Source organism: Streptomyces sp. NPDC007863 (assembly GCF_040633895.1).
GTDB lineage: Bacteria > Actinomycetota > Actinomycetes > Streptomycetales > Streptomycetaceae > Streptomyces.
The window spans coordinates 163,485-187,143 of record NZ_JBEYEI010000007.1; the positions used below are offsets into that span (position 1 = coordinate 163,485).

Annotated in this window: 23 protein-coding genes; 15 read left to right on the plus strand and 8 right to left on the minus strand. The window is 74.4% G+C overall.

The window, feature by feature from the left end; translation table 11 throughout:
- The first annotated feature begins 53 nt into the window (after window positions 1–53).
- The 5 genes from ABZ621_RS13435 to ABZ621_RS13455 all read left to right on the plus strand — a co-directional run bounded on the left by ABZ621_RS13435 (window position 54) and on the right by ABZ621_RS13455 (window position 6,480).
- Window positions 54–1,703, plus strand: a complete 1,650-nt coding sequence (locus ABZ621_RS13435) for a response regulator transcription factor (RefSeq protein ID WP_360603841.1) — start codon at window positions 54–56, stop codon at window positions 1,701–1,703.
- Between the two features lie 116 nt (window positions 1,704–1,819).
- Entirely contained in the window at window positions 1,820–2,950 is a 1,131-nt protein-coding gene (locus tag ABZ621_RS13440) for an NAD(P)-binding domain-containing protein (RefSeq protein WP_360603843.1), read from the plus strand.
- A gap of 227 nt (window positions 2,951–3,177) precedes the next feature.
- The gene (locus ABZ621_RS13445) at window positions 3,178–4,263 is read left to right on the plus strand and encodes a PP2C family protein-serine/threonine phosphatase (protein ID WP_360603845.1); all 1,086 of its coding nucleotides are present in this window, start codon (window positions 3,178–3,180) and stop codon (window positions 4,261–4,263) included.
- A 283-nt stretch (window positions 4,264–4,546) separates the two neighbouring features.
- Entirely contained in the window at window positions 4,547–5,887 is a 1,341-nt protein-coding gene (locus tag ABZ621_RS13450) for a transcriptional regulator (protein WP_360603847.1), read from the plus strand.
- Between the two features lie 62 nt (window positions 5,888–5,949).
- A complete protein-coding gene (locus ABZ621_RS13455) occupies window positions 5,950–6,480 on the plus strand; it encodes an NUDIX domain-containing protein (protein WP_360603849.1) in 531 nt (176 codons plus the stop codon).
- 105 nt (window positions 6,481–6,585) lie between these two features.
- Here the strand turns inward: ABZ621_RS13455 and ABZ621_RS13460 are convergent, their stop codons facing one another.
- Entirely contained in the window at window positions 6,586–7,446 is an 861-nt protein-coding gene (locus ABZ621_RS13460; protein WP_360603851.1) for a 3-hydroxybutyryl-CoA dehydrogenase, read from the minus strand.
- Window positions 7,447–7,644: 198 nt separating this feature from the next.
- Here ABZ621_RS13460 and ABZ621_RS13465 point away from each other — a divergent pair, with 198 nt between their 5' ends.
- Window positions 7,645–8,958, plus strand: a complete 1,314-nt coding sequence (locus ABZ621_RS13465) for a family 10 glycosylhydrolase (protein WP_360603853.1) — start codon at window positions 7,645–7,647, stop codon at window positions 8,956–8,958.
- On the opposite strand, the gene ABZ621_RS13470 is transcribed toward ABZ621_RS13465, so the two are convergent.
- Together ABZ621_RS13470 and ABZ621_RS13475 are read right to left on the minus strand one after the other, a co-directional pair.
- Window positions 8,955–9,152 carry a DUF1918 domain-containing protein gene (locus ABZ621_RS13470; RefSeq protein WP_360603855.1) on the minus strand — a complete coding sequence of 66 codons (198 nt, stop codon included), beginning with the start codon at window positions 9,150–9,152 and terminating at the stop codon, window positions 8,955–8,957. The two genes, ABZ621_RS13465 and ABZ621_RS13470, sit on opposite strands and share 4 nt — an antisense overlap.
- Before the next feature lie 69 nt (window positions 9,153–9,221).
- On the minus strand, window positions 9,222–10,163 hold the full coding sequence (locus ABZ621_RS13475; protein WP_360603857.1) for a DMT family transporter: 942 nt from the start codon (window positions 10,161–10,163) through the stop codon (window positions 9,222–9,224).
- Here ABZ621_RS13475 and ABZ621_RS13480 point away from each other — a divergent pair.
- The 3 genes from ABZ621_RS13480 (at window position 10,162) to ABZ621_RS13490 (ending at window position 13,671) form a co-directional block, all read left to right on the plus strand.
- Window positions 10,162–11,595: a PLP-dependent aminotransferase family protein gene (locus ABZ621_RS13480; protein WP_360603859.1), complete on the plus strand. Its 1,434-nt coding sequence runs from the start codon at window positions 10,162–10,164 to the stop codon at window positions 11,593–11,595. The genes ABZ621_RS13475 and ABZ621_RS13480 overlap by 2 nt on opposite strands.
- A gap of 285 nt (window positions 11,596–11,880) precedes the next feature.
- Window positions 11,881–12,459, plus strand: coding sequence for a histidine phosphatase family protein (locus ABZ621_RS13485; protein WP_360603861.1), 579 nt, complete (start codon window positions 11,881–11,883; stop codon window positions 12,457–12,459).
- Window positions 12,460–12,510: 51 nt separating this feature from the next.
- The gene (locus tag ABZ621_RS13490) at window positions 12,511–13,671 is read left to right on the plus strand and encodes a methyltransferase (protein WP_360603863.1); all 1,161 of its coding nucleotides are present in this window, start codon (window positions 12,511–12,513) and stop codon (window positions 13,669–13,671) included.
- Between the two features lie 5 nt (window positions 13,672–13,676).
- On the opposite strand, the gene ABZ621_RS13495 is transcribed toward ABZ621_RS13490, so the two are convergent.
- Together ABZ621_RS13495 and ABZ621_RS13500 are read right to left on the minus strand one after the other, a co-directional pair.
- Complete coding sequence (locus ABZ621_RS13495) at window positions 13,677–14,285, minus strand: sigma factor-like helix-turn-helix DNA-binding protein (protein ID WP_360603865.1); 609 nt, start codon at window positions 14,283–14,285, stop codon at window positions 13,677–13,679.
- 35 nt (window positions 14,286–14,320) lie between these two features.
- Complete coding sequence (locus tag ABZ621_RS13500) at window positions 14,321–14,797, minus strand: hypothetical protein (RefSeq protein WP_360603867.1); 477 nt, start codon at window positions 14,795–14,797, stop codon at window positions 14,321–14,323.
- Window positions 14,798–14,966: 169 nt separating this feature from the next.
- Between ABZ621_RS13500 and argC the strand changes: the two genes are divergently transcribed.
- From argC to ABZ621_RS13525, 5 genes are read left to right on the plus strand one after another with little or no spacing between them, the layout of a single operon-like run.
- Complete coding sequence (gene argC / locus ABZ621_RS13505; RefSeq protein ID WP_189949556.1) at window positions 14,967–15,995, plus strand: N-acetyl-gamma-glutamyl-phosphate reductase; 1,029 nt, start codon at window positions 14,967–14,969, stop codon at window positions 15,993–15,995.
- On the plus strand, window positions 15,992–17,158 hold the full coding sequence (gene argJ, locus ABZ621_RS13510; RefSeq protein ID WP_360603869.1) for a bifunctional glutamate N-acetyltransferase/amino-acid acetyltransferase ArgJ: 1,167 nt from the start codon (window positions 15,992–15,994) through the stop codon (window positions 17,156–17,158). The genes argC and argJ overlap by 4 nt, the downstream gene beginning before the upstream one ends.
- Window positions 17,155–18,060, plus strand: coding sequence for an acetylglutamate kinase (argB, locus tag ABZ621_RS13515; RefSeq protein WP_360603871.1), 906 nt, complete (start codon window positions 17,155–17,157; stop codon window positions 18,058–18,060). Before argJ ends, argB begins: the two co-directional genes overlap by 4 nt.
- Window positions 18,057–19,271, plus strand: coding sequence for an acetylornithine transaminase (locus ABZ621_RS13520; RefSeq protein ID WP_360603873.1), 1,215 nt, complete (start codon window positions 18,057–18,059; stop codon window positions 19,269–19,271). The genes argB and ABZ621_RS13520 overlap by 4 nt, the downstream gene beginning before the upstream one ends.
- A gap of 7 nt (window positions 19,272–19,278) precedes the next feature.
- A complete protein-coding gene (locus ABZ621_RS13525; protein ID WP_360603875.1) occupies window positions 19,279–19,815 on the plus strand; it encodes an arginine repressor in 537 nt (178 codons plus the stop codon).
- 16 nt (window positions 19,816–19,831) lie between these two features.
- Here the strand turns inward: ABZ621_RS13525 and ABZ621_RS13530 are convergent, their stop codons facing one another.
- Window positions 19,832–20,524, minus strand: a complete 693-nt coding sequence (locus ABZ621_RS13530; protein ID WP_360603877.1) for a L,D-transpeptidase family protein — start codon at window positions 20,522–20,524, stop codon at window positions 19,832–19,834.
- 38 nt (window positions 20,525–20,562) lie between these two features.
- The gene (locus tag ABZ621_RS13535) at window positions 20,563–21,168 is read right to left on the minus strand and encodes a pyridoxamine 5'-phosphate oxidase family protein (RefSeq protein ID WP_360603879.1); all 606 of its coding nucleotides are present in this window, start codon (window positions 21,166–21,168) and stop codon (window positions 20,563–20,565) included.
- 458 nt (window positions 21,169–21,626) lie between these two features.
- On the opposite strand from ABZ621_RS13535, the gene argH reads away from it, so the two are divergent.
- Window positions 21,627–23,057: an argininosuccinate lyase gene (argH, locus tag ABZ621_RS13540; RefSeq protein WP_360603881.1), complete on the plus strand. Its 1,431-nt coding sequence runs from the start codon at window positions 21,627–21,629 to the stop codon at window positions 23,055–23,057.
- A gap of 12 nt (window positions 23,058–23,069) precedes the next feature.
- Here argH and ABZ621_RS13545 read toward each other — a convergent pair whose 3' ends face one another.
- The gene (locus tag ABZ621_RS13545; RefSeq protein WP_360603883.1) at window positions 23,070–23,579 is read right to left on the minus strand and encodes a hypothetical protein; all 510 of its coding nucleotides are present in this window, start codon (window positions 23,577–23,579) and stop codon (window positions 23,070–23,072) included.
- Window positions 23,580–23,659: the final 80 nt, after the last annotated feature.

Here is a 23,659-nt window from a genome sequence, read left to right on the forward strand (position 1 = left end):
CGCCCGGCCTGACAAGCCGGTGGGGGTGCGGTCCAATGGTGGTGGGAGCCGTCATGGACGTGGCCGTGGAAGTGGAGCGGGCCCGGGACGCCTTCGACCGCCAGGCGTGGTCGGACGCCTACCGTGCGCTCGCGGACGCCGACCGGGCGGAGCCGCTCGGCCCCGACGACCTCGTCCGCCTCGCGACCGCCGCCTACCTGGTGGGCCGCGACGCCGAGAGCGGCGCCGCCACCGAGCGGGCCCATCACGCCTACCTGGGCCTCGGCGCGACCGCGCCCGCCGTGCGCTGCGCCTTCTGGGCGGCGCTCCCGCTGCTGCTGCGCGGCGAGACGGCCCGGGGCGGCGGCTGGCTCGCCCGCGCCGCCCGCCTCCTGGAGGACGACGGGCTCGACTGCGTGGAGCGGGGCTATCTGCTCTTCCCCCAGGGCCTGCGGCTCGTCCACAAGGACCCCCGGGCCGCGCACGCCCGCTTCGGCGAGGCCGCCGCGATCGGCGAGCGCTTCGGCGACCAGGACCTGGTGACGCTGGCCCGGCACGGCCAGGGCCGGGCGCTGGTCTACGCGGGCGAGACCGCCGCCGGGACGGCCCTGCTCGACGAGGCCATGGTGGCGGTCAGCTCCGGCCGGCTCTCGCCGCTCGTCACCGGCCTCGTCTACTGCAGCGTCATCGAGGCCTGCGAGGAGCTCTTCGACCTGCGCCGCGCCCAGGAGTGGACGGCGGCGCTCTCCCACTGGTGCTCCGCCCAGCCGGACCTCGTGCCCTACCGGGGCCAGTGCCTGGTCCACCGCTCCCACGTCCTGCAGACGCACGGCGCCTGGCCGGACGCCCTGGACGAGGCGCGCAGGGCCCGCGAACGGCTCGCCGGGACGCCCGGCCGGGCGGTCCTCGGCACGGCGCTGTACCAGGAGGCCGAGCTGCACCGGGTGCGCGGCGCCTTCGCCCGCTCCGAGGAGGCGTACCGGCAGGCCGGCGCGTGCGGGCACCGGGCCCAGCCGGGCCTCGCCCTGATGTGGCTGGCCCAGGGCCGGGCCGCCGCGGCGGCCGCGGCCATCCGCGCCGCCCTGGCCGAGACGCCGGACCGGCTGCGCCGGGCGCGGCTGCTCGCCCCGTGCGCGGAGATCATGCTGGCGGCCGGGGACGTGGCGGCTGCCCGGGAGGCCGCCGACGAGCTGACGCGTACCGCCGGAGAGCTCGCCGCCCCGCTCCTCGCGGCGGTGGCCGCCCATGCCCGCGGGGCCGTGCTCCTGGCGGAGGGCGAGCCCGCCGGGGCCCTGGACGCCCTCCTGGAGGCGGGCGGGGTCTGGGACGAGATCGACGCCCCGTACGACCGGGCCCGCACCCGGGTCCTCCTGGGGCTCGCCCGCCGGCGGCTCGGTGACGAGGGCACCGCGCGGCTCGAACTGGACGCGGCCCGTCAGGCCTTCCGTGAGCTCGGCGCGGCCCCCGACCTGGCCCGGCTCGACGCGCTGACCGGGAGGGAGCCGGAGACCGCCTCCGGGCTCAGCCCCCGGGAGGTGGAGGTCCTGCGGCTCGTCGCCACCGGCCGCACCAACCACGCCATCGCCGCCGATCTGGTGCTCAGCGAGAAGACCGTGGCCCGGCACCTGAGCAACATCTTCGGCAAGCTCGGCCTCTCCTCCCGCGCGGCGGCCACCGCGTACGCCTACGAGCACGACCTGGTCGGCCGGCGGTGGGCAGAATGACCCATCGCCGCCGCCCCGGGCGATTGGGGCGTTCTCCCGAAGCGCCGCCGTCCCCGGATCCCTAGGGTCGGACACAGAGAAGCAGTCGGGCTCGGACACGCACGAGGAGGCCCGCGATGAACCCCACCGGCAGGATGGAACGCATCGAGACGGTCGTCGTCGGCGCAGGTCAGGCCGGTCTCTCCACCGGCTACCACCTCGCCCGGCACGGCCGGCCGTTCGTCGTCCTCGACGGCGGCGCCCGCGTGGGCGACAACTGGCGCTGCCACTGGGACTCGCTGCGGCTGTACAGCCCGGCGAAGATCGCCTCCCTGCCCGGGATGCGCTTCCCGGCGCAGCCGATGTCCTTTCCCACCAAGGACGAGATGGCCGACTTCCTGGAGACGTACGCCGAGACCTTCGACCTGCCGGTCCGCACCGGCGAGCGCGTCACCCGCCTCGCCGGGACGGACGGCGGGTACGTCGTCGAGACCGGCACCACGACCTACGTCTGCGACCACGTCGTCGTCGCCTCCGGCACCTTCGGCCGCACCCCGTACGTCCCCGGCTTCGCCGCCGGGCTCGACCCGCGCATCACCCAGCTGCACTCCAGCGCCTACAAGAACCCCGGGCAGCTGAGCCCCGGCGGCGTGCTCGTGGTCGGCGCCTCGCACTCCGGCGGCGACCTCGCGTACGAGGCCGGGAAGGCCGGCCACCCGACGGTGCTGAGCGGCCCGATCCACGGCGAGGTCCCCTTCGACATCCACGGCCGGGCGGCGCACGCGGTCTACCCGGTCCTGTGGTTCCTCGCCCGGCACGTGCTGAACCTGCGGACGCCGATCGGCCGGAAGCTGCGCCCCGAGGTCAGGAAGCACGGCGGCCCGCTGATCCGGGTCAAGAAGGCCGACCTCACCGCCGCCGGGGTCGAGCTCGTCCCGGAGCGGACCGTCGGCGTGCGCGACGGGCTGCCCGTCCTCGACGGCGGCCGGGTCCTCGACGTCACCAACGTCGTCTGGTGCACCGGCTTCCGCCAGGACTTCTCCTGGATCGACCTGCCCGTCACGGGCGACGACGGCTGGCCCCTGGAGCACCGCGGAGTCGTCGACACGGCGCCCGGCCTGTACTTCGTCGGCCTCGCCTTCCAGTACGCCTTCTCCTCCATGCTCATCGGCGGCGCGGACCGGGACGCCGAGTACGTCGTGCGCCACCTGGTGAGTCACCCGCGCTCCGGGACCGTCGCGGAGCGGCGCGAGGCGGCGCACGCCTGACGACCGCGCGCCCCCTGCCCTGTTCACCCGTGCGGACCTCCCGTGTCTGTGCGGGTGGCGCGGGTCTGGCGAGAGGCGGCGCGCCGGGGGCGCTCACTCCTTCGGGTGAGATCGCCGGGGGCTGTTCCCCCGCGGTCCGTACGGTCGGCAGAATCGACGCGGCCACAGGGGCGGACCTGTGTGCCGCAGGGCCTGCGGGCGCTGTCGGGGCTCGGGAAGGGCCGTACATGATCCGTACCAGCCGTAGCGGCCGCGGCCGTACCGGGACCGCCCTCGGCGCCCGGCTCCGCGGGACCGCCCCGCTCGCGCTCCCCGTCGGCTGGGGGGCGGTGGCGGTGGCCTGGAAGTTCGGCTGCCCGCTGGCCCGGCAGCCGGGACTGCCGATGCGGATCGCGACCAGCATCGTCTTCCTCACCGTCGGCACGGGCCTGATCCTCGGGGTGCGGTGGCAGCTGCGGCGCGAGCTGGCGCGGGTGCGGGCCGTGGCCGAGGCGACCCAGCAGGTGCTGCTGCGCCCGCCGCCCGCCCGGCTCGACGGACTCGCCCTGGCCGCCGGGCAGTTGTCGGCGACCCGCGGCGCCTCGGTCGGCGGCGACCTGTACGAGGCGGTGGCGACCCCGTACGGCGTGCGGATCGTGATCGGAGACGTGCGGGGGCACGGGCTCGCCGCCCTGGGCGCGGTCGTCGCGGTCCTGGGGAGCTTCCGGGAGGCCGCCCACGACGAGGCCGAACTCGGCGGGGTGCTGCGGAGACTGGAGCGGGCGCTGCAGCGGCACCTGCGGGAGCGGGCGCGCGACGAGCACCCGGCCGGCGGCGGGGGCGCGCCCGAGCACCCGGTGGCCGAGGAGTTCGTGACGCTGCTGCTCCTGGAGGTCCGCGCCGACGGCCGGCTCGCCGTCCTCGACTGCGGCCACCCCGCTCCGTACCGGCTCGGCGACCGGGTGGAGCGACTGCCGATGGGGGAGCCGCTGCCGCCGCTCGGCGTGCTGCCGCTGCCGGCCGCGCTCGTCCCGTACACCGGCGCCCGGCTGCTGCCCGGCGAGACGCTGGTGCTGCACACCGACGGGGCGGAGGAGGCCCGCGACGACCGGGGCCGCTTCTTCGGTCTTGAGGCGGTGCTCGCCCGGACCGCCGGCCGGCCGCCCGAGGGGGTCGTCCGCCAGGTGCACCAGGCGCTGCTCCGGCACACCGGCGGCCGGCTCGACGACGACGTGGCCCTGCTCGTCGTCCGCAACGACCGCGTCCGCGTGCCGGCGCAGCCCGCCGAACCCGGGCTGCGCCGACCCCGGCCCGCTCCCTCCACCCACTGCTGAGCGGAGGGTCCGGGGGTACGGGCGCCGCCCGCCCCGCCACGGAGTGTCGGGCAGATCGGCGGGGCGGGCGACGCGGACCGGGCGGCCGCACTGTACGAGGGGGAGCCGGCGGCCCGGTCGTTCCTCGCCTTCCCGGCGAGGAAGCCCAGTCAAGCGGTACGGCCCCGGCGGCGGCAGCGCGCACGGACCGGAAGAACGGGTACTTCATTCACACCCCGTGCGAAATCGCACCGGGCGAATTCGGCCACCGCTAGGCTGAGTTCACCGAGCGACCGGAGGGGCCATGCAGCCCAACACCCTGCTCGACGCCCTCCTGGACGAGGCGGGCGTCTCCCACGCCGGGCTCGCCGACCGTGTGAACCGGGCCGGGCGGGCCAGGGGACTTGCCCTGCGTTACGAACACACCGCCGTGGCGCGGTGGTTGAAGGGACAGCGGCCGCGCGGCCAGGTGCCCGACCTGATCTGCGAGGTGCTCGCGGCCCGGCTGCGCCGGCCCGTCACCCTCGACGACATCGGGCTCGGCGTGCCCGCCGGCGGGCCGCCCGCGCCCGGCACCCCGCTGAACGGCTTCGTCGACCGGGCGACCGCGCTGTGGCGCTCGGACGAGCAGCAGCGCCCGTACCTCGCGTGCGCGCCCGCGGTGACCGGCACGCCCGCGGTGATGCCGGTGTGGGAGTGGGAGAACCCGCCGGAGGACACCGACGTCTCCCGGACCGGCCTGACCCGGGTCGAGCCCGCCGACATCGCCCTGCTCAGCGCGGCCCGCGCCCACTACGAGCAGATGTACCGCAAGGCCGGCGGCATCGCGACCCGCGCCCGGATCGTCGGCTTCCTCACCACCGAGGCCGCGCCCCGGCTGCGCGGCTCCTACAGCGACGCCCTGGGCCGCTCCCTGCACCGCGCCACCGGCGGCCTGGTGGCGGTGGCCGGAATCTGCGCCTACGACGCCGACGCCCACGGGCTCGCCCAGCGCTACTTCCACCAGGCGCTGCGGCTCGCCAAGGCGAGCGGGGACCGGGCCTTCGGCGCCTACGTGGTGGCCCTCATGGTCAACCAGTCGCTGCTCCTGGGGGAGTTCCGGCAGGCGGTGGCCTTCGCGGAGGCGGCGCTGCGGGCGGCGGACGGGACCATCACCCCGGCGCTCGCCGCCGATCTGACGGCGATGCAGGCGAAGGCGTACGCCCGGCTCGGCGACGGGGCGGCGGCGCTCGGCTGCATCCTGCGGGCCGAGCGGGCGGCGGACCGGATCGCGCCGGCGGCGGAACCGGCCGAGACCGGCTACGTCCAGCCCGGGCTCGTCAACGTACAGGTCGCCGAGGCCCTCCTCAGTCTGGGTGATCTCGCGGGGGCGTACGAGCACGCGGCGCGGGCGGCCGGGACGCCCTCGCACGACCGGGGCCGGGTGCACCGGCTCGCGCTGCTCTGCCAGGTCGAACTGCGGCAGGGCGAGGCGGACTCGGCGGCGCGGACGGCGGTCGAGATGACCGAGCGGGCGCGCGGGATGGAGTCGCGCCGGCTGCGGGACCGGCTCCGGCAGGCCCGGGAGCACCTCCTCGCCTGTGACACGGGGGACGCCCGGGAGGCGGCGGCACTGATCGACGGGGCGCTGCGCGTTCCGCTCTGACCGTTCAGCTGCTGCGATATTGCCACCGAACACGCGCCTACCAGTCGGAAGGTGGCAAGAACGTGCAGTGGACGAAACTGAGTGAACGCTCCGTCTATGAAAACCGTTGGTTCCGAGTGAACCTCGCGGACGTCGAACTCCCGGACGGCCGCCACCTCGACCACTATCTGATCCGGCTCCGCCCCGTCGCCGTCGCGACCGTCGTCAACGACGCCGACGAGGTCCTGATGCTCTGGCGCCACCGCTTCATCACCGACAGCTGGGGCTGGGAGCTGGCCGCCGGCGTCGTCGAGGACGGCGAGACCCCCGAGGCCGCCGCCGCCCGTGAGATGGAGGAGGAGACCGGCTGGCGGCCGGGGCCGCTGCGCCATCTCCTCACCGTCGAGCCCTCCAACGGGCTCAGCGACGCCCGGCACCACCTCTACTGGACCGACCGGGCCACCTGGACCGGCCCGCCGGCCGACGGCTTCGAGTCCTCGCGGCGCGCCTGGGTGCCGCTGAAGGAGGTCCCGGAGCTGATCGCCCGCGGCGAGATCCCGGCGGCGAACATGGCGGCCGGGCTGCTGATGCTGCACCACCTGCGGCTCGGCTGACGCCCCGGCGGGGCGAAAGGTGAACGGCCCGTACCTGTGCGGGGGTACGGGCCGTTCGGGTCGCGGAGAGCGACAATCGTGGGACGCCGGAGGCGTCGGGGTGGGTCAGGGGTAGACGTAGAAGCCCGAGCCCGTCTTGCGGCCGAGCCGGCCCGCGTCGACCATCCGCTGGAGCAGCGGGGGAGCGGCGTACAGCGGCTCCTTGAACTCGGAGTACATCGAGTCGGCGATCGAGACGATCGTGTCGAGGCCGATGAGGTCCGAGAGCTTCAGCGGGCCCATCGGGTGGGCGCAGCCGTACTCCATGCCGTTGTCGATGTCCTCGCGGCTCGCGATGCCGGACTCGAACATCCGGATCGCGGAGAGCAGGTACGGCACGAGCAGGGCGTTCACGACGAAGCCGGAGCGGTCCTGGGCGCGGATCGCGTGCTTGCCGAGCAGCTTCTCGGCGAAGGCCTGCGCCCGGCTGATGGTGCCCTCGGAGGTGGTGAGGGCCGGGATCAGCTCGACGAGCTTCTGCACCGGGGCCGGGTTGAAGAAGTGGATGCCGATGACGTGGTCGGGGCGGGAGGTCGCCACGGCCAGCTTCACCAGCGGGATCGAGGAGGTGTTCGAGGCCAGGATGGCGTCGGACCGGGTCAGGACCTGGTCGAGCACCTGGAAGATCTCGGTCTTGACCTGCTCGTTCTCGACGACCGCCTCGATGACGAGGTCGCGGTCGGCGAACTCCCCGAGGTCGGTCGTGAAGCTCAGGTTGGCCAGGGCCGCGTCCCGCTCCTCCTCGCTGATCTTGCCGCGTTCGGCGGCCTTGGTCAGCGAGTTCAGCAGCCGCGTGCGGCCGATCTCCAGCGCCTCGCCGGTGGTCTCGGCCACCTTCACCTGGAGACCGCTCCGGGCACACACCTCTGCGATGCCCGCGCCCATCTGGCCGCAGCCCACCACTCCGACGCGCTCAATGTCGGCCATGGAGTCCGTCACCTCGTGCCTTTCGCTCTTCTCTGGCGGCGAGCCCCCGTGTGATTCCGGTGCGCACGCCTCGACCCCATGACGTTACTCCGATTCGCGCGATGATCGATCGGTCGGAGGCGGGCATGCTGTCCCCGGGGGTGTGACGTGTCCGACAGCTGAGGGGTACAAGTGCGGCCTATCGGGAGAAGAGGGTTTGTGACGACCGCCACGGGAGCGGCATTCGCCGTCGTGGGGAGCGGTGCGCCCGGCACCGCCGCGGAGCGTCGCGGGGTACGCGGACGGGACCCGGCCGCGGAGCCGGTGACCGAGCCGGGAGGGGAGCCCGGAGCGGATCGGGCCGCGCGGGCCGCGGCCGACGGATTCCGGTTCCGGGGCGTGTGGGTGGCGACCGTCGCCAACCGCGACTGGCCGTCCCGCGCCGGCCTCTCCGCCGGGGAGCAGAAGGCCGAGCTCCTCGCCCACCTGGACAAGGCGGTGGAACGGCGGCTCAACGCGGTCGTCCTCCAGGTGCGGCCCACCGCCGACGCCCTGTGGCCCTCGCCGCACGAGCCCTGGGCGCAGTGCCTCACCGGCACGCAGGGCCGCGATCCCGGCTGGGACCCGCTGGGCACGGCGGTCGCCGAGGCCCACGCGCGGGGCCTGGAGCTGCACGCCTGGTTCAACCCGTACCGTGTGGCGAACCACACGGACCCGGCCCGGCTCGCCGCCTCGCACCCGGCGCGGCTCCACCCCGACTGGACGGTGTCCTACGGCGGGAAGCTCTACTACGACCCCGGGCTGCCCGAGGTCCGGCGCTTCGTCCAGGACGCGATGCTCGACGCGGTCCGCCGCTACGACCTCGACGCCGTCCACTGGGACGACTACTTCTACCCGTACCCGGTGGCGGGGGAGCGCTTCGCGGACGACGCCTCGTACGCCCGCCACGGCGCGGACTTCCCCGACCGCGCGGACTGGCGTCGGCACAACACCGATCTGCTGGTCTCGGAGATGTCCGCCCGGATCAAGGAGCTCAAGCCGGGCGTCGCCTTCGGCGTCAGCCCCTTCGGGGTGTGGCGCAACCGCGCCGACGACCCCGCGGGCTCCGACACCCGGGGCGGGGTGGCGACCTACGACGACCTGTACGCGGACACCCGCAAGTGGATCCGGGAGGGGTGGATCGACCACGTGGTGCCGCAGCTGTACTGGCACATCGGCCACCCCGCCACCGACTACACGGCACTCCTCGACTGGTGGAACGCGACGGTGGAGGGGACGGGCGTCGGCCTCTACGTCGGCGAGGCGCTGTACAAGGCGGGCGACCCGGACCAGCCCGAGGCGTGGCAGGACCCGCGGGAGCTGTCACGGCACCTCGCGCTGGCCGCCGCGCGGCCGGGCGTCGGCGGGCACTGCTACTTCGCGGCGAGCGAGGTGACACGCGACCGCAACGGCGCCCTCGCGGCCGCCGTGGCCGACCACTACCCGGTGCGGGCCCGCGCGCCGCGCGCCGCGAGCCCGGAGTCCGCTCCCTAGTGCCGCTCGCCGTGGTGACGGACGACGGTGTCGGGGCCGGGCGACATCAGCGCCTCGTGGCCGTCGTCGTCGAACCTGACCTTGTACGGGGGAGCGCCGTTCTCCCCCTTCACCTCGAGGACCTGGGCCGTACGGTCGTGCTGACCTACGGTCCGGCCGTGCACCAGCAGCTTGTCGCCCACACTCGCCTGCATCGGGTGACCTCCTCGCGCGCGTAGGGCTTCTGTCTGTCATTGTGACGCAGGTCACCGCCCTCCGTCGCGTCAGCTCTTCGCGCGCTGGGTCACCGCGATGCAGACCAGCACGCCGACCGCCGCGACCGGCGCGGCCGGCGGCAGGGACTCGCCCAGCAGGAAGACCGCCCAGAACAGGGTCAGGAGCGGCTGGGCGAGCTGGAGCTGGCTGGCGCGCGGGATGCCGATCGCGGCCATGCCGCGGTACCAGACGTACAGGCCGAAGAAGGTGGAGCCGGCCGCCACCCAGACCAGGCCGATCACGCCGTGGGCGGTGAGGCGCACGGGTTCGACGGCGAGGGCCACCGCCGAGGCCGGGACCATCAGCGGCAGGCACAGCACCAGCGCCCAGCCGATCACCTGCCAGCCCGGCATCAGCCGGGCGAGGCGGCCGCCCTCGGTGTAGCCGGCGGCGCAGACGAGGAGCGCGCCGAAGAGGTAGAGGTCGCCGGTGGAGAGCGCGCCGCCGCTCTGCTGGACGGTGAAGGCGATCACGACGGCGGCGCCGGCGGCGGCCGCGGCCCAGAAGGTGCGCGACGGGCGGCGGCCGGTCCGCACGGCGGCGAGGGCGGCCGTGGTGAGCGGCAGCAGGCCCACGACGACGGCGGCGTGCGAGGTCGTGGAGGTCCGCAGGGCGAGCGTGGTCAGCAGCGGGAAGCCCACCACCACGCCGCCGGCGACCACCGCGAGCCCGGCCCAGTGGCGGCGCTCCGGGAGCGGGACGCGGCCGGAGAGCAGGAAGGCGCCGGCGATCAGCGCGGCGAGCGTGGAGCGCACGGCCACCAGCGACCAGGGGCCGAAGCTCTCCAGGCCCCACACCGTCGAGGGGAAGGTGAGCGAGAAGGAGACCACGCCGAGGAGCGCGAGGAGAGTGCCCTGGCTTCCGGGGGCCGCCGCGGACGCCGGAGTGCTGTCGGGCCTGGCGTCGACCGCTATCGTCATCGGGGCAGTAGCGCTATTCTTTACTCTCATGCATGAGCGTAGCAGTGTGGCCGAACTGGCGAAAACCCTGAAGGCAGAGCTCGACCGCTACTCTCCAGGTGGAAAGCTGCCGTCGAGTCGGGCCCTCGTCGAACGCCACCACGTCTCCCCGGTGACCGTCACCCGCGCCCTCGCCCAGCTCGCCGCCGAGGGCCTGGTCGTCACCCGGCCCGGCGCCGGCGCCTTCAAGGCCGAGGCGCCCGCCCCGGCCGCCACCGGCGACACCTCCTGGCAGGAGCTGGCCCTCAGCGCCGACGCCGCCACCGAACTCGTCCCCCGCTCCGTCGACGCCTCCGGCGTCCTCGTCACCCTCGCCGCGCCCCCGCCCGGCGTCATCGAGTTCAACGGCGGCTACCTCCACCCCTCCCTCCAGCCCGAGCGGGCCCTGGCCGCCGCCCTCGCCCGGGCCGGCCGCCGCCCCGGCGCCTGGGGCCGGCCGCCCTCCGACGGCCTCACCGAACTCCGCGAGTGGTTCGCCCGCGAGATCGGCGGCGGCGTCACCGGCGCCGAGGTCCTCATCACCGCCGGCGGCCAGTCCGCCCTCACCACCGCGCTCCGCGCGCTCGCCGCGCCCGGCACCCCCGTCCTCGTCGAGTCGCCCACCTACCCCGGCATGCTCGCCGTCGCCCGCGCCGCCGGACTGCGCCCGGTGCCCGTGCCCACCGACGCCGACGGCATCCGCACCGACCTCCTCGAAGCCGCCTTCCGCGCCACCGGCGCCCGCGTCCTCGTCTGCCAGCCGCTCTTCCAGAACCCCACCGGCGCCGTCCTCCCGCCCGAGCGCCGCCGCGAGGTCGTCCGCATCGCGCGCGCCGCCGGAGCCTTCGTCGTCGAGGACGACTTCGCCCGCCGGCTCGTCCACGAGGACGCCCCGCCGCTGCCCGCGCCGCTCGCCGCCGACGACCCCGACGGCGTCGTCGTCCACGTCCGCTCCCTCACCAAGATCACCTCGGCGAGCCTCCGGGTCGGCGCGCTCGCCGCCCGCGGCCCCGTCCTGGAGCGCCTCCGCGCCATCCAGGTCGTCGACAGCTTCTTCGTCCCCCGCCCCCTCCAGGAGGCCGCCCTCGAACTCGTCGGCGCCCCCGCCTGGTCCCGCCACCTGAGGACCGTCTCCCAGGAGCTGAAGGCCCGCCGCGACACCCTCACCGCCGCCGTCACCCTCCGGCTCCCCGAACTCGCCCTGCCCCACATCCCCTCCGGCGGCTACCACCTCTGGCTCCGCCTCCCCGACACCCTCCCCGAGCCCGCCCTCCTCGCCGCCGCCCTCCGCGCCGGCGTCGCCGCCGCCCCCGGCCGGCCCTACTTCTGCGCCGAACCGCCGGCCGGCCACATCCGGCTGAGTTTCGCGGGTGTCGCCGGGCCCACGGAGATCACCGAGGGCGTCCGCAGGCTTCGCACCGCCATGGACGAACTCCTTCCGTGACGCCCGGCCGGGCCGGGCCGGCCGCGCGGGGGCACCGCGCCGGCCCGGAAACCCGCCTGACACCTGCCCACGGCCTCGGCATCCCCCGGCCGTGACCGAGACCGCCACCGGCACCGTCCACGGGCCGTACGGGATCTCCGCGGACCCCGCCCGCATCGAGGTCGGATTCAGGCCACCGGAGAATCCGGACAAGTGGAGGGCTCTCGGGCACCGGTGAAGCGGGGCCTCCCGGTCCCCCCGCCGCGCCCCTTGACCCGTGGCCCCACCGGCCTCACGATCGCGGCCATGGGTCTTCGGGTCACGCTGGTCGCGGCGGCGCGCAGTTCCTCCCTGCTCGCCGAACGCTTCGACGACGACCGGCCGCTCGACGAGGCCGGATGGTACGAGGTGCAGCAGGCCGCGCCCGCGCTCCTCCCGCTCGGCGCCGCCGAGCTCCGCTACTGCGCGCCGACACCGCGCAGCCGCGCCACCGGCACCGCCCTCGGCTACGCCCCGCTCGCCCAGCCCGCGCTGCGCGACTGCGACATGGGCCGCTGGCGGGGCCTCACCCTCGCCGAGGTCGCCGCCCTGGAACCGGCCGCCGTCGACGCCTGGCTCGCCGACGCCCGCTCCGCCCCGCACGGCGGCGAACCCCTCCTCGCGTTCATCTCCCGCATCGGCAACTGGCTCGACACCCGCCCCGCCGACGACGTCACCGTCGTCGCCGTCGCCGAACCCTCCGTCGTCCGCGCCGCCCTCGTCTACGCGCTCCGCGCCGCCCCCGCCACCTACTGGAGCGTCGACGTCCGCCCCCTGTCGACCGTCACGCTCGTCGGCCGCCCCGGCGCCTGGCACCTCCACCTGGACGCGCCCGCGCTGCGCTGACCGGCCGCGAGGGGCGGGCGGCCGGGGCGGAGCGGCTAGCCTGGGGGCACGATGAACCGTTTGACCACGCCATGGGGCGACGTCACCCTCACCCGCCACCCCGAGGATCCGCGCGATCCGCTGCGCGCCTGGGACGCGGCCGACGAGTACCTGCTGAACCACCTCGCCGAGGCCGGCACCGGCCTCTCCGGCACCGTCGCCGTCCTCGGCGACCGCTGGGGGGCGCTCGTCACCGCGCTGACGGCCGCCGGGCCCGGGGAGCTCGTCCAGATCTCCGACTCGTACCTCGGCCGCGAGGCCACCCGCGCCAACCTCGCGCGGGGCGGCGCCGCCCCCGGCGCCGTACGGCTCCTCACCACCCAGGACCCGCCGCCCGCCCGGATCGACGTCCTGCTCGTCCGCGTCCCCAAGAGCCTCGCGCTCCTGGAGGACCAGCTGCACCGGCTCGCCCCCGCCGTGCACGAGGGGACGGTGGTCGTCGGCACCGGCATGGTCAAGGAGATCCACACCTCCACCCTCACGCTCTTCGAGCGGATCCTGGGCCCCACCCGCACCTCGCTCGCGGTGAAGAAGGCCCGGCTGATCCACACCACCCCGGACCCGGCCGCCGCGCCCGGGCCGAACCCGTGGCCGTACCGGTACGCGCTCCCCGCCGACACGCCCGCGCCGGGGCTCGCCGGCCGCACGGTCGTCAACCAGGCGGGCGTGTTCTGCGCCGACCGCCTCGACATCGGCACCCGCTTCCTCCTCGGGAACCTGCCGACGGACCTCGGCCACGCCCGCGTGGCGGACCTCGGCTGCGGCAACGGCGTCGTCGGCCTCGCCGTCGCCCTCGCCGAACCCGGGGCCGAGCTGCTCTTCACCGACGAGTCGTACCAGGCCGTCGCCTCCGCCGAGGAGAACTTCCGGGGCCACGCGGGGGAGACGCGCAAGGCCGAGTTCACGGTCGGCGACGGCCTCGCGGACGCCCCCGCCGGCTCCCTCGACCTCGTGCTCAACAACCCGCCCTTCCACAGCCACCAGGCCACCACCGACCGCACCGCCCGCCGCATGTTCTCCGACGCGCGGCGCGCCCTGCGCACCGGCGGCGAACTGTGGGTCGTCGGCAACCGCCACCTCGGCTACCACGTCACCCTCCGCCGCATCTTCGGCAACAGCGAACTGGTCGCGAGCGATCCGAAGTTCGTGGTGCTGCGCGCGATCAAGCGCTGACCCCGTCAGCCCTCGGGAAAGACCGGCCCGAGGGCGCGGAGGCCGTCCCTTCCCGTCGTGATCTCCAGGCCGACGATCCGGTCGCGGCGGAAACCGAAGGACACCGCGGCGACCGGCCGCCCGTCCACGTGGGCCACCGCCCCGACCGCGCCCTCCACCAGCGCCGGCCGCAGGAGGACGCCCGGCCCGGCGAGCCCGGCCGCCGCGGCGGCCACGGCCGGAGCCCCGTGCACGGGCCCCCGCTCGGAGTACGCCACCGCGTCCGGGGCGAGCAGCGCGGCGAGCGCCACGGCGTCACGCGCGCGTGCGGCGGCGAGAAAGGCCTCCACGAGTGCCCGCCGCGCCCCCGGATCGCCGCCGTCCCGGCCCGGCCCCCCACCCCGCAGCCGCTCCCGCGCCCGCCGCGCGCACCGGGCCGCCCCGTCGGGGGAGCCGCCCATGACCCGGGCGGTCTCCCCGGGCGACAGTCCGAACACGTCGTGCAGCAGATAGGCGACCCGTTCACGCGCCCCGAGCCGGTCGAGCACGGCGAGGAAGCCCCCGAGCACGGCCGCGTCCAGCCCCTCCGCCCCCGCGCCCCCGCGCTCCGTGTCCCGTACGGCGTCGTCGTCCATGGATCCCCCTCTTCGTTCTCCACCGTCAGGTGCCTTCACATGGGCTTGACGGTCCGTCCCCGGGCGTTGTGACGCGGCTCCGCGAGCGCGAGACCCGCGGACACGCCCGCGATCGCGAGGAGGGCGAGCGCGGCCGGGCCCGCGGAGCGGCCCCCGGTGTCGGCCGCGTACTCCGAGCCGTCCCGGCGGACGCAGAGGTAGCGGGGCGGCAGGTAGGAGACCCGATGGCCCGCCACGTCCGCCGCCGCGCCCGGATCGCCCGCCACCCGGCACGGCCGGGACGGGAAGGCGCCGGTGCCGCTGTCGTCCGTGGTGAGGACCGCGAGTCCGACGCCGAGCAGGCCCCAGGCGTACAGGGCGGCCGCGGCGGCGGCCGACAGCGCCGCTCCGCACCGGAGCCGCGTCTCCCGGTCGGCCCGCCGCACGCCGGTCGCTCCGAGGCGCCCGAAGCCGTATCCGGCGAGTCCGAGGCCGGCGAGGAGCGTGACGAGGAGGAGCGCGAGGAGCGTCATGGGCCCGACCCCATCAGGGAAGGCCGCCGAATACCAGGGGAGTCCGGGAATCCGCCCCGCCCGACCGCCGGGGCGCCGTCCCCGTCCGGCCCGCCGCCCGACACGCACGGGCTCGTTGCATAAAACTACGGCGACGCGTATAGTCATGCCATCCATGAGGAGGGTATTGATGACGGTACGAGCAGCAGTCGCGGGCGCGAGCGGATACGCGGGCGGGGAACTCCTGCGCCTCCTCCTCGCCCACCCCCACGTCGAGATCGGCACGCTCACCGGCCACTCCAACGCCGGACAGAAGCTCGGCGGCCTCCAGCCGCACCTGCTGCCGCTCGCCGACCGCGTCCTCGCGCCCACCACCGCCGAGGAGCTTGCCGGCCACGACGTCGTCTTCCTCGCCCTCCCGCACGGCCAGTCCGCCGCCGTCGCCGAGCAGCTCGGCCCGGACGTCCTCGTCGTCGACATGGGCGCCGACTTCCGGCTGAAGGACCCGGCCGACTGGGAGACGTACTACGGCTCCCCGCACGCCGGCACCTGGCCCTACGGCCTCCCCGAACTGCCGGGCGCCCGCGCCGCGCTGGAGGGGTCCAAGCGCATCGCGGTGCCCGGTTGCTACCCCACCGCCGTCTCGCTCGCCCTCTTCCCGGCGTACGCGGGCGGCCTCGCCGAGCCGGAGGCCGTGATCGTCGCCGCCTCCGGCACCTCCGGCGCGGGCAAGGCCCTCAAGCCGCACCTCCTCGGCAGCGAGGTCATGGGCAACATGACCCCGTACGGCGTCGGCGGCGGCCACCGCCACACCCCCGAGATGATCCAGAACCTCTCCGGCCCGGCCGGCGAGCGGGTCACCGTCTCCTTCACCCCCACCCTGGCGCCGATGCCCCGCGGCATCCTCGCCACCTGCACCGCCGCCGCCAAGCCGGGCACGACCGCCGAGGCCGTGCGCGCCGCCTACGAGAAGGCGTACGCGGACGAGCCGTTCGTCCACCTCCTCCCCGAGGGCCAGTGGCCCGCGACGGCGTCCGTCCACGGTTCCAACGCCGTTCACATCCAGGTCGCGTACGACGCGAACGCGCACCGGATCATCGCCATCAGCGCCATCGACAACCTCACCAAGGGCACCGCCGGCGGCGCGGTGCAGAGCATGAACATCGCCCTCGGCCTTCCCGAGGACACCGGACTCTCCACGATTGGAGTCGCTCCATGAGCGTCACCGCAGCGCAGGGATTCACGGCGGCGGGCATCGCCGCCGGGATCAAGCAGAACGGCAACCCGGACCTGGCCCTCGTGGTCAACACCGGGCCGCGCCGCGCCGCCGCGGGAGTCTTCACCTCCAACCGCGTCAAGGCCGCCCCGGTCGTCTGGTCCCAGCAGGTCCTCGCCGACGGCGAGCTGACCGCCGTCGTCCTCAACTCCGGCGGCGCCAACGCCTGCACCGGCCCGCAGGGCTTCCAGGACACCCACGCCACCGCCGAGAAGGTCGCCGAGGTCCTCAGCGGTCAGGGCACCGAGGTCGGCGCCGGCGAGGTCGCCGTCGCCTCCACCGGCCTCATCGGCGTCCTCCTCCCCATGGACAAGCTCCTCCCGGGCGTCGGGAAGGCCGCCGCCGAACTCTCCGCGCACGGCGGCGAGAAGGCCGCCATCGCCATCAAGACCACCGACACCGTCCACAAGACGGCCGTCGTCTCCAAGGACGGCTGGACGGTCGGCGGCATGGCGAAGGGTGCGGGCATGCTCGCCCCCGGCCTCGCCACCATGCTCGTCGTCCTCACCACCGACGCCGACGTCGACGCCAAGGGCCTGGACGCCGCCCTGCGCACCGCCACCCGGCTCACCTTCGACCGGGTCGACTCCGACGGCTGCATGTCCACCAACGACACCGTCCTCCTCCTCGCCTCCGGCGCCTCCGGCGCCACCCCCGCCCAGGACGACTTCGCCGAGGCCGTCCGGGAGGTCTGCGCGGACCTCGCCCGCCAGCTCATCGGCGACGCCGAGGGCGCCAGCAAGGACATCCGCATCGAGGTGGTCAACGCGGCCACCGAGGACGACGCCGTCGAGGTCGGGCGCTCCATCGCCCGCAACAACCTCCTCAAGTGCGCCATCCACGGCGAGGACCCCAACTGGGGCCGGGTCCTCTCCGCCATCGGCACCACCTCCGCCGCCTTCGAGCCCGACGAGCTGAACGTCGCCATCAACGGCGTCTGGGTCTGCCGCAACGGCTCCGTCGGCGAGGACCGCGACCTCGTCGACATGCGCTACCGGGAGGTCGTCATCACCGCCGACCTCGCCGCCGGCTCCGAGTCCGCCGTGATCTGGGCCAACGACCTGACCGCCGACTACGTCCACGAGAACAGCGCGTACTCGTCATGACCAACGCCACGCGGAAGCACACCGCCCTCCCGAAGGCCCAGACGTTGATCGAGGCGCTGCCCTGGCTCACCCGCCACCACGGCAAGACGGTCGTCATCAAGTTCGGCGGCAACGCCATGATCGACGAGGAGCTGAAGGCGGCCTTCGCGCAGGACGTCGTCTTCCTGCGCCACGCCGGCCTCAAGCCGGTCGTCGTGCACGGCGGCGGCCCGCAGATCAGCGCCGCCCTCGACCGGCACGGCATCGTCAGCGAGTTCAAGGCCGGCCTCAGGGTCACCACCGAGGACGCCATGGACGTCGTACGGATGGTGCTCGCCGGCCAGGTCCAGCGCGAACTCGTCGGGCTGCTCAACCAGCACGGCCCGCTCGCCGTCGGCCTCACCGGCGAGGACGCCCACACCATCACCGCCACCAAGCACCTGCCGGAGATCGACGGCGAACGCGTCGACATCGGCCGCGTCGGCGAGATCACCGCCATCGACACCGGCGCCATCCAGGCGCTCCTGGAGGACGGCCGCATCCCGGTCGTCTCCTCCATCGCCCGCTCCCAGGACGACGGACATGTCTACAACGTCAATGCTGATACGGCGGCTGCGGCACTCGCTGCTGCGCTGGGCGCCGAAACGCTGATGGTCCTGACCGACGTCGAGGGCCTCTACGAGGACTGGCCCCACAGCGACGAGGTCATCAGCCGGCTCACCGCCAGCCAGCTGGAGAAGCTGCTGCCCGAACTCTCCAGCGGCATGGTCCCCAAGATGGAGGGCTGCCTGCACGCCGTACGGAACGGGGTCACCACGGCCCGCGTGATCGACGGACGCGTCCAGCACTCCATCCTGCTGGAGATCTTCACCGACGAGGGCATCGGCACGATGGTCGTGCCGGACGGACAGGGGGAACCATGAGCAACCAGCAGCTGACCGAGCGGTGGCAGGGCTCGCTCATGAACAACTACGGCACCCCCCGGCTGCCCCTCGTCCGCGGCGAGGGCGCCCGGCTCTGGGACGCCGACGGCACCGAGTACCTCGACTTCGTCGGCGGCATCGCCGTCAACGCCCTCGGCCACGCCCACCCGGCCGTCGTCGAGGCCGTCACCCGCCAGATCCAGAGCCTCGGCCACGTCTCCAACCTCTACGTCGCCGAACCGCCCGTCGCGCTCGCCGAGCGGCTGCTCCAGCTCGCCGGCCGCCCCGGGAAGGTCTTCTTCTGCAACTCGGGCGCCGAGGCCAACGAGGCCGCGTTCAAGATCGGCCGGCTCACCGGCCGCTCCCACATGGTCGCCACCGACGGCGGCTTCCACGGCCGGACCATGGGCTCCCTCGCCCTCACCGGCCAGCCCGGCAAGCAGGGCCCGTTCCTGCCGCTACCCGGCGACGTCACCCACGTCCCGTACGGCGACGTGGAGGCGCTGCGCGCCGCCGTCACCGAGGAGACGGCCTTCGTCATCATCGAGCCCATCCAGGGCGAGAACGGCGTCGTCGTCCCGCCGCCCGGCTACCTGAAGGCGGCCCGGGAGATCACCCGCGCCACCGGCACCCTCCTCGTCCTCGACGAGGTGCAGACCGGCATCGGGCGGTGCGGCCACTGGTTCGAGCACCAGGCCCACGAGGGCGTCGACCCGGACGTCGTCACCCTCGCCAAGGGCCTCGGCGGCGGGCTGCCGCTCGGCGCCACCGTCGCCTTCGGCGCGGCCGCCGAGCTCTTCGCCCCCGGCCACCACGGCACCACCTTCGGCGGCAACCCGGTGGCCTGCGCCGCCGGCCTCGCCGTCCTGGACACCCTCGGCGCCGGCGCGGCCCTCGACCACGTCAAGGCCGTCGGCGAGCGGCTGCGCTCCGGAATCGAGGCCCTCGGGCACCCGCTGGTCTCCCATGTCCGTGGTGCGGGCCTCCTGCTGGGTATCGTGCTCACCGAGCCCCTCGCGCCCCAGGTGCAGCAGGCGGCTCAGGACGCCGGCCTCCTGGTGAACGCGCCCGCCCCCGACGTCGTACGGATCATGCCTCCGCTGGTCCTCACCGACGCCGAGGCGGACACCTTCCTCCGGGTGCTCCCGGCCGTCCTCCAGCAGGCGTACGAGGCGTACGAGGCGAACGGGCAAGGAACGACCGGAGAATGAGGCGACGATGACCGACGCGCAGGGGAACGAGCCCGGAGGGCCGTCGGTCCCGCAGACGCGCACCGCACGCCACCGCAGGATCGTCGACATCCTCAACCGGCAGCCGGTGCGGTCGCAGAGCCAGCTCGCCAAGCTCCTCGCGGACGACGGGCTGAGCGTCACCCAGGCGACGCTCTCCCGCGACCTCGACGAGCTCGGCGCGGTGAAGATCCGCAACACCGGCGGCGAGCTGATCTACGCGGTCCCCAGCGAGGGCGGCTTCCGCACCCCGCAGGCCCCGCTCGGCGAGTCCGCCAAGGAGGAGCGGATGCGCCGCCTCTCCGGCGAACTCCTCATCTCCGCCGAGGCGTCCGCCAACCTCGTGGTGCTGCGCACCCCGCCGGGCGCCGCCCAGTTCCTCGCGTCGGCCATCGACCAGGCCGAGCTCCAGGCCATCCTCGGCACCATCGCGGGCGACGACACCCTGCTCCTCATCTCCCGTGACCCCACCGGCGGCCAGGCCCTCGCCGACCACCTGCTGCGCCTGGCGCAGAAGGGCAGCTGAGCGCGGCCCGGGAGCCTCAGTACCGCACGATCGCCGTCGGACCCCGCCGGGTGCCGACGGCGATGTGCGGCCGCCGTTCCGGATCGGCCCAGGCGAGGATCGCCCGCATCGCGTCCGCCGGGACGGAGACGCAGCCGGCCGTCGCGCCCTTCCCGTTCACGTGCAGGAAGATCCCGGCGCCGCGCATCCGCACCGGACGGGCGTAGTTGAAGCCGATGACGAGCGCGTGGGCGTACTGCGTCCCGTACGCGACGAGGTGCTCGGCCTCCGCGGGGCGGCAGTCCGCCGGGAGCCTCTCGACCCAGCGGTTGTACGCGCGCGAGCCGTTGTCCTGGCACCACCACGAGTCCTCGGTGGCCCGTACGTACCGGTAGCGGGTCCCGGCCGGCGCGGCCCGGATCCCGAAGGCGTACGGCAGGTCGTACAGGCCGGTCGGCGTGGTGTTCGTCCCCTGCCGCCGGGTGGCCCCCTCGGCCAGCCCGTTCGCGCCGAACCGGGCCGGCGCCGAGCCCGCCCGTACCCACCGCCCGCCCCGCCGGTCCCACCAGGTGACCGTCCCGGCAGTGGCGGAGGCGTCGGCGGCGACGGCGGTGATCAGCTGGGAGCCGCCGCCGGTGTCCGCCATCCGCGCGGGCAGCGGCGCGGTCGGGGGAGCCGGGGCGGCCGCGAGCGAGAACAGCACGGCGCCGAGCGCGAGGAGGGTACGCATGGCGGCGACGCTAGGCGGCCCGAGGGCCGCCGGCCACGCTACTGGCCCGAGTGGGGGAGCGGCGGCAGCGGCAGCGGGAGGGCGGGCAGCCCGTCGAGGCTGGTGGCGATGTGCTCCTTGCCCTCGCAGTAGGCGTTGAACTCCTCGTCCGTCTTCCGGTTGAAGAAGTCGGCGTGCAGCGAGCGCTCCTCCCGGTACTCCATCACCGGCACGGCGAACCCGCAGGAGTCGCTGACCCGCCGCGCGTGCACGAGGACGATCGCCCGGGCGCTGATCTGGTCCTTCACGGCCTCCTCGGGGAACCGCCCGAAGAGCTCGGCCCAGCGCGGATCGTCCCGCAGCACCACCTCCCCGTCGCCGTGCACCCGCACCACGGTGGGCGGACCGGAGAAGGAGGTCCACATCAGGGTGATCCGCCCGTTCCCCGGCTCGCGGAGATGCGCGAGGGTCTCGGCGCTGCTGCCTCCGAAGTCGACGTAGGCGAGGGTCAGTTCGTCGAGGACGACGAGGGTGCCCCGCCGCCCCTTCGGCGAGAGGTTGACGTGCCCGTCCCCGGAGAGCGGGGCGGTGGCGACGAAGTAGAGAGCCTGCTCCTCGATGAAGGCCCGCAGCCGCCCATCGATACGTTCATATGTCTTTCCCATGGGTCCATCTTCCGCCGTGGGGACCCGCCGTGACGCACCGTCTCACGGAAGGGCCCCGTCATGACCACAGGGCCCGCCGCGCCTCCCGTACGACGGCGGGCTCGGGGTCGTCGAGGAGCACCCTCGTCCGCCGGGGCTCCACCGCGTCACCGGACCGCCTGCCGTATGTCCTCGTCCAGGTCCGCCCAGGCCTTCGGCCGTGTCACGTCCAGTGCCCGGTCCAGGGGAAGCCCCCGTCCCAGACGCCGTACGGCCGCCTTCCGCGATTCCGCCTCGTGTGCCATGCGGAGAGGCTGGACGGCGCGCGTCGGCGGGGCCGTGTCCTTGTCGTGCGGGAGGCGTTCTCCCCCGCGAGGGTGGGGAGCGGGGGCCTGCGGCCCTCGATTGACGAATCATGCGGAGTTCTGCATACTCATGCATCAAGGGTTTCGGATCATCGAGGCGAGGAGCAACCAGAAGTGAGCAGCAACAACGGTGACGTCCGGCTCTGGGGCGGGCGTTTCGCCGACGGTCCGGCCGAGGCCCTCGCGAAGCTCTCCGCCTCCGTCCACTTCGACTGGCGCCTCGCGCCCTACGACATCGCCGGATCCCGGGCCCACGCGCGCGTGCTGCACAAGGCCGGACTGCTCACCGAGGACGAGCTGACCCGCATGCTCGCGGGCCTGGACCGGCTGGAGGCGGACGTCGCCGACGGCTCCTTCGTCGGCACCATCGCCGACGAGGACGTCCACACCGCCCTGGAGCGCGGCCTCCTGGAGCGCCTCGGCGCCGAGCTCGGCGGCAAGCTGCGCGCCGGCCGGTCCCGGAACGACCAGGTCGCCACCCTCTTCCGGATGTACCTCCGCGACCACGCCCGGACCATCGGCGGCCTGATCGCCGACCTCCAGGACGCGCTCGTCGGCCTCGCCGAGGCGCACCCGGACGTCGCCATGCCCGGCCGGACCCACCTCCAGCACGCCCAGCCGGTGCTCTTCGCCCACCACGTCCTCGCCCACGTGCAGTCCCTCTCCCGGGACGCCGAGCGGCTGCGCCAGTGGGACACCCGGACGGCGGTCTCCCCGTACGGCTCCGGCGCCCTCGCCGGCTCCTCCCTCGGTCTCGACCCGGAGGCCGTCGCGAAGGACCTCGGCTTCGAGCGGGGCAGCGCGGGCAACTCGATCGACGGCACGGCCTCGCGCGACTTCGTCGCCGAGTTCGCCTTCATCACCGCGATGATCGGGGTGAACCTCTCCCGGATCGCCGAGGAGATCATCATCTGGAACACGAAGGAGTTCTCCTTCGTCACCCTCCACGACGCCTTCTCCACCGGCTCGTCGATCATGCCGCAGAAGAAGAACCCGGACATCGCCGAGCTGGCCCGGGGCAAGTCCGGCCGCCTCATCGGCAACCTCTCCGGCCTGATGGCCACCCTGAAGGCCCTGCCGCTCGCCTACAACCGCGACCTCCAGGAGGACAAGGAGCCGGTCTTCGACTCCTGCGACCAGCTGGAGGTCCTGCTCCCCGCCTTCACCGGCATGATGGCCACGCTCACCGTCAATCGCGAGCGCATGGAGGAGCTGGCCCCGGCCGGCTTCTCGCTCGCCACGGACATCGCCGAGTGGCTGGTCAAGCAGGGCGTGCCGTTCCGCGTCGCGCACGAGGTCGCCGGCGAGTGCGTGAAGGTCGCCGAGTCCGAGGGCAAGGAGCTGGACGAGCTCACGGACGAGCAGTTCGCCAAGATCTCCGAGCACCTCACCCCCGAGGTCCGCACCGTGCTCGACGTCCCCGGCGCCCTCGCCTCCCGCGACGGCCGCGGCGGCACCGCCCCCTCCGCCGTCGCCGCCCAGCTCGTCGAGGTCAAGGCCGACCTGGTCATCCAGCACGCCTGGTCCACCGCCAAGCAGAAGTAGCCCCTCAGCGGGTCACAGCGCCGCCGCCCACTCCGCGAGCGCGTCGAAGTCCGTCCGGAGCAGTCCGAGCCGGGGATCGACGTGCCGCAGCAGGGCGGCGGCGTCGTGCTGCCGCTCGACGTAGGCGTGGTCGTGCGGCGTGATGTCGTCGTCCACCCACGCGAACGGCCGCCCCCGCGCGTACTCCAGGACGTACGGGGTCTTCCAGAACGTCCCCTCCGGCGCGGCCCCGTGCATCGTCGGCCAGTCGATGAAGGGCAGCTCCGGCAGCCCCAGGTGCGGGCCTATCCACTCGTTGGCCTCGCCCTTCCACGTCGTCGCCCACACCAGCTCGTACGCCCCCGCCAGCGCCCGCAGCTCCGCCCCGTGCCCCGGGTTCAGCCACACCCGCAGCGGCTTGGTCTCGAACCAGCCCCCCGGCCGCATCCGATGCGTCGTGTACCCCTCCGGCCTGCGCTCGCGCTGAGCCGCGTAGGGATTGAGCGGTCCGTCCACGTCGATCAGCAGCAGCGACTTCGTCATGCCGCACAGCATCCCGCCCCGCCCCTCGGTGAGGCATCGGAATTTCGTGTGAGACAAAAATGTCTCACACGGTGTATGGT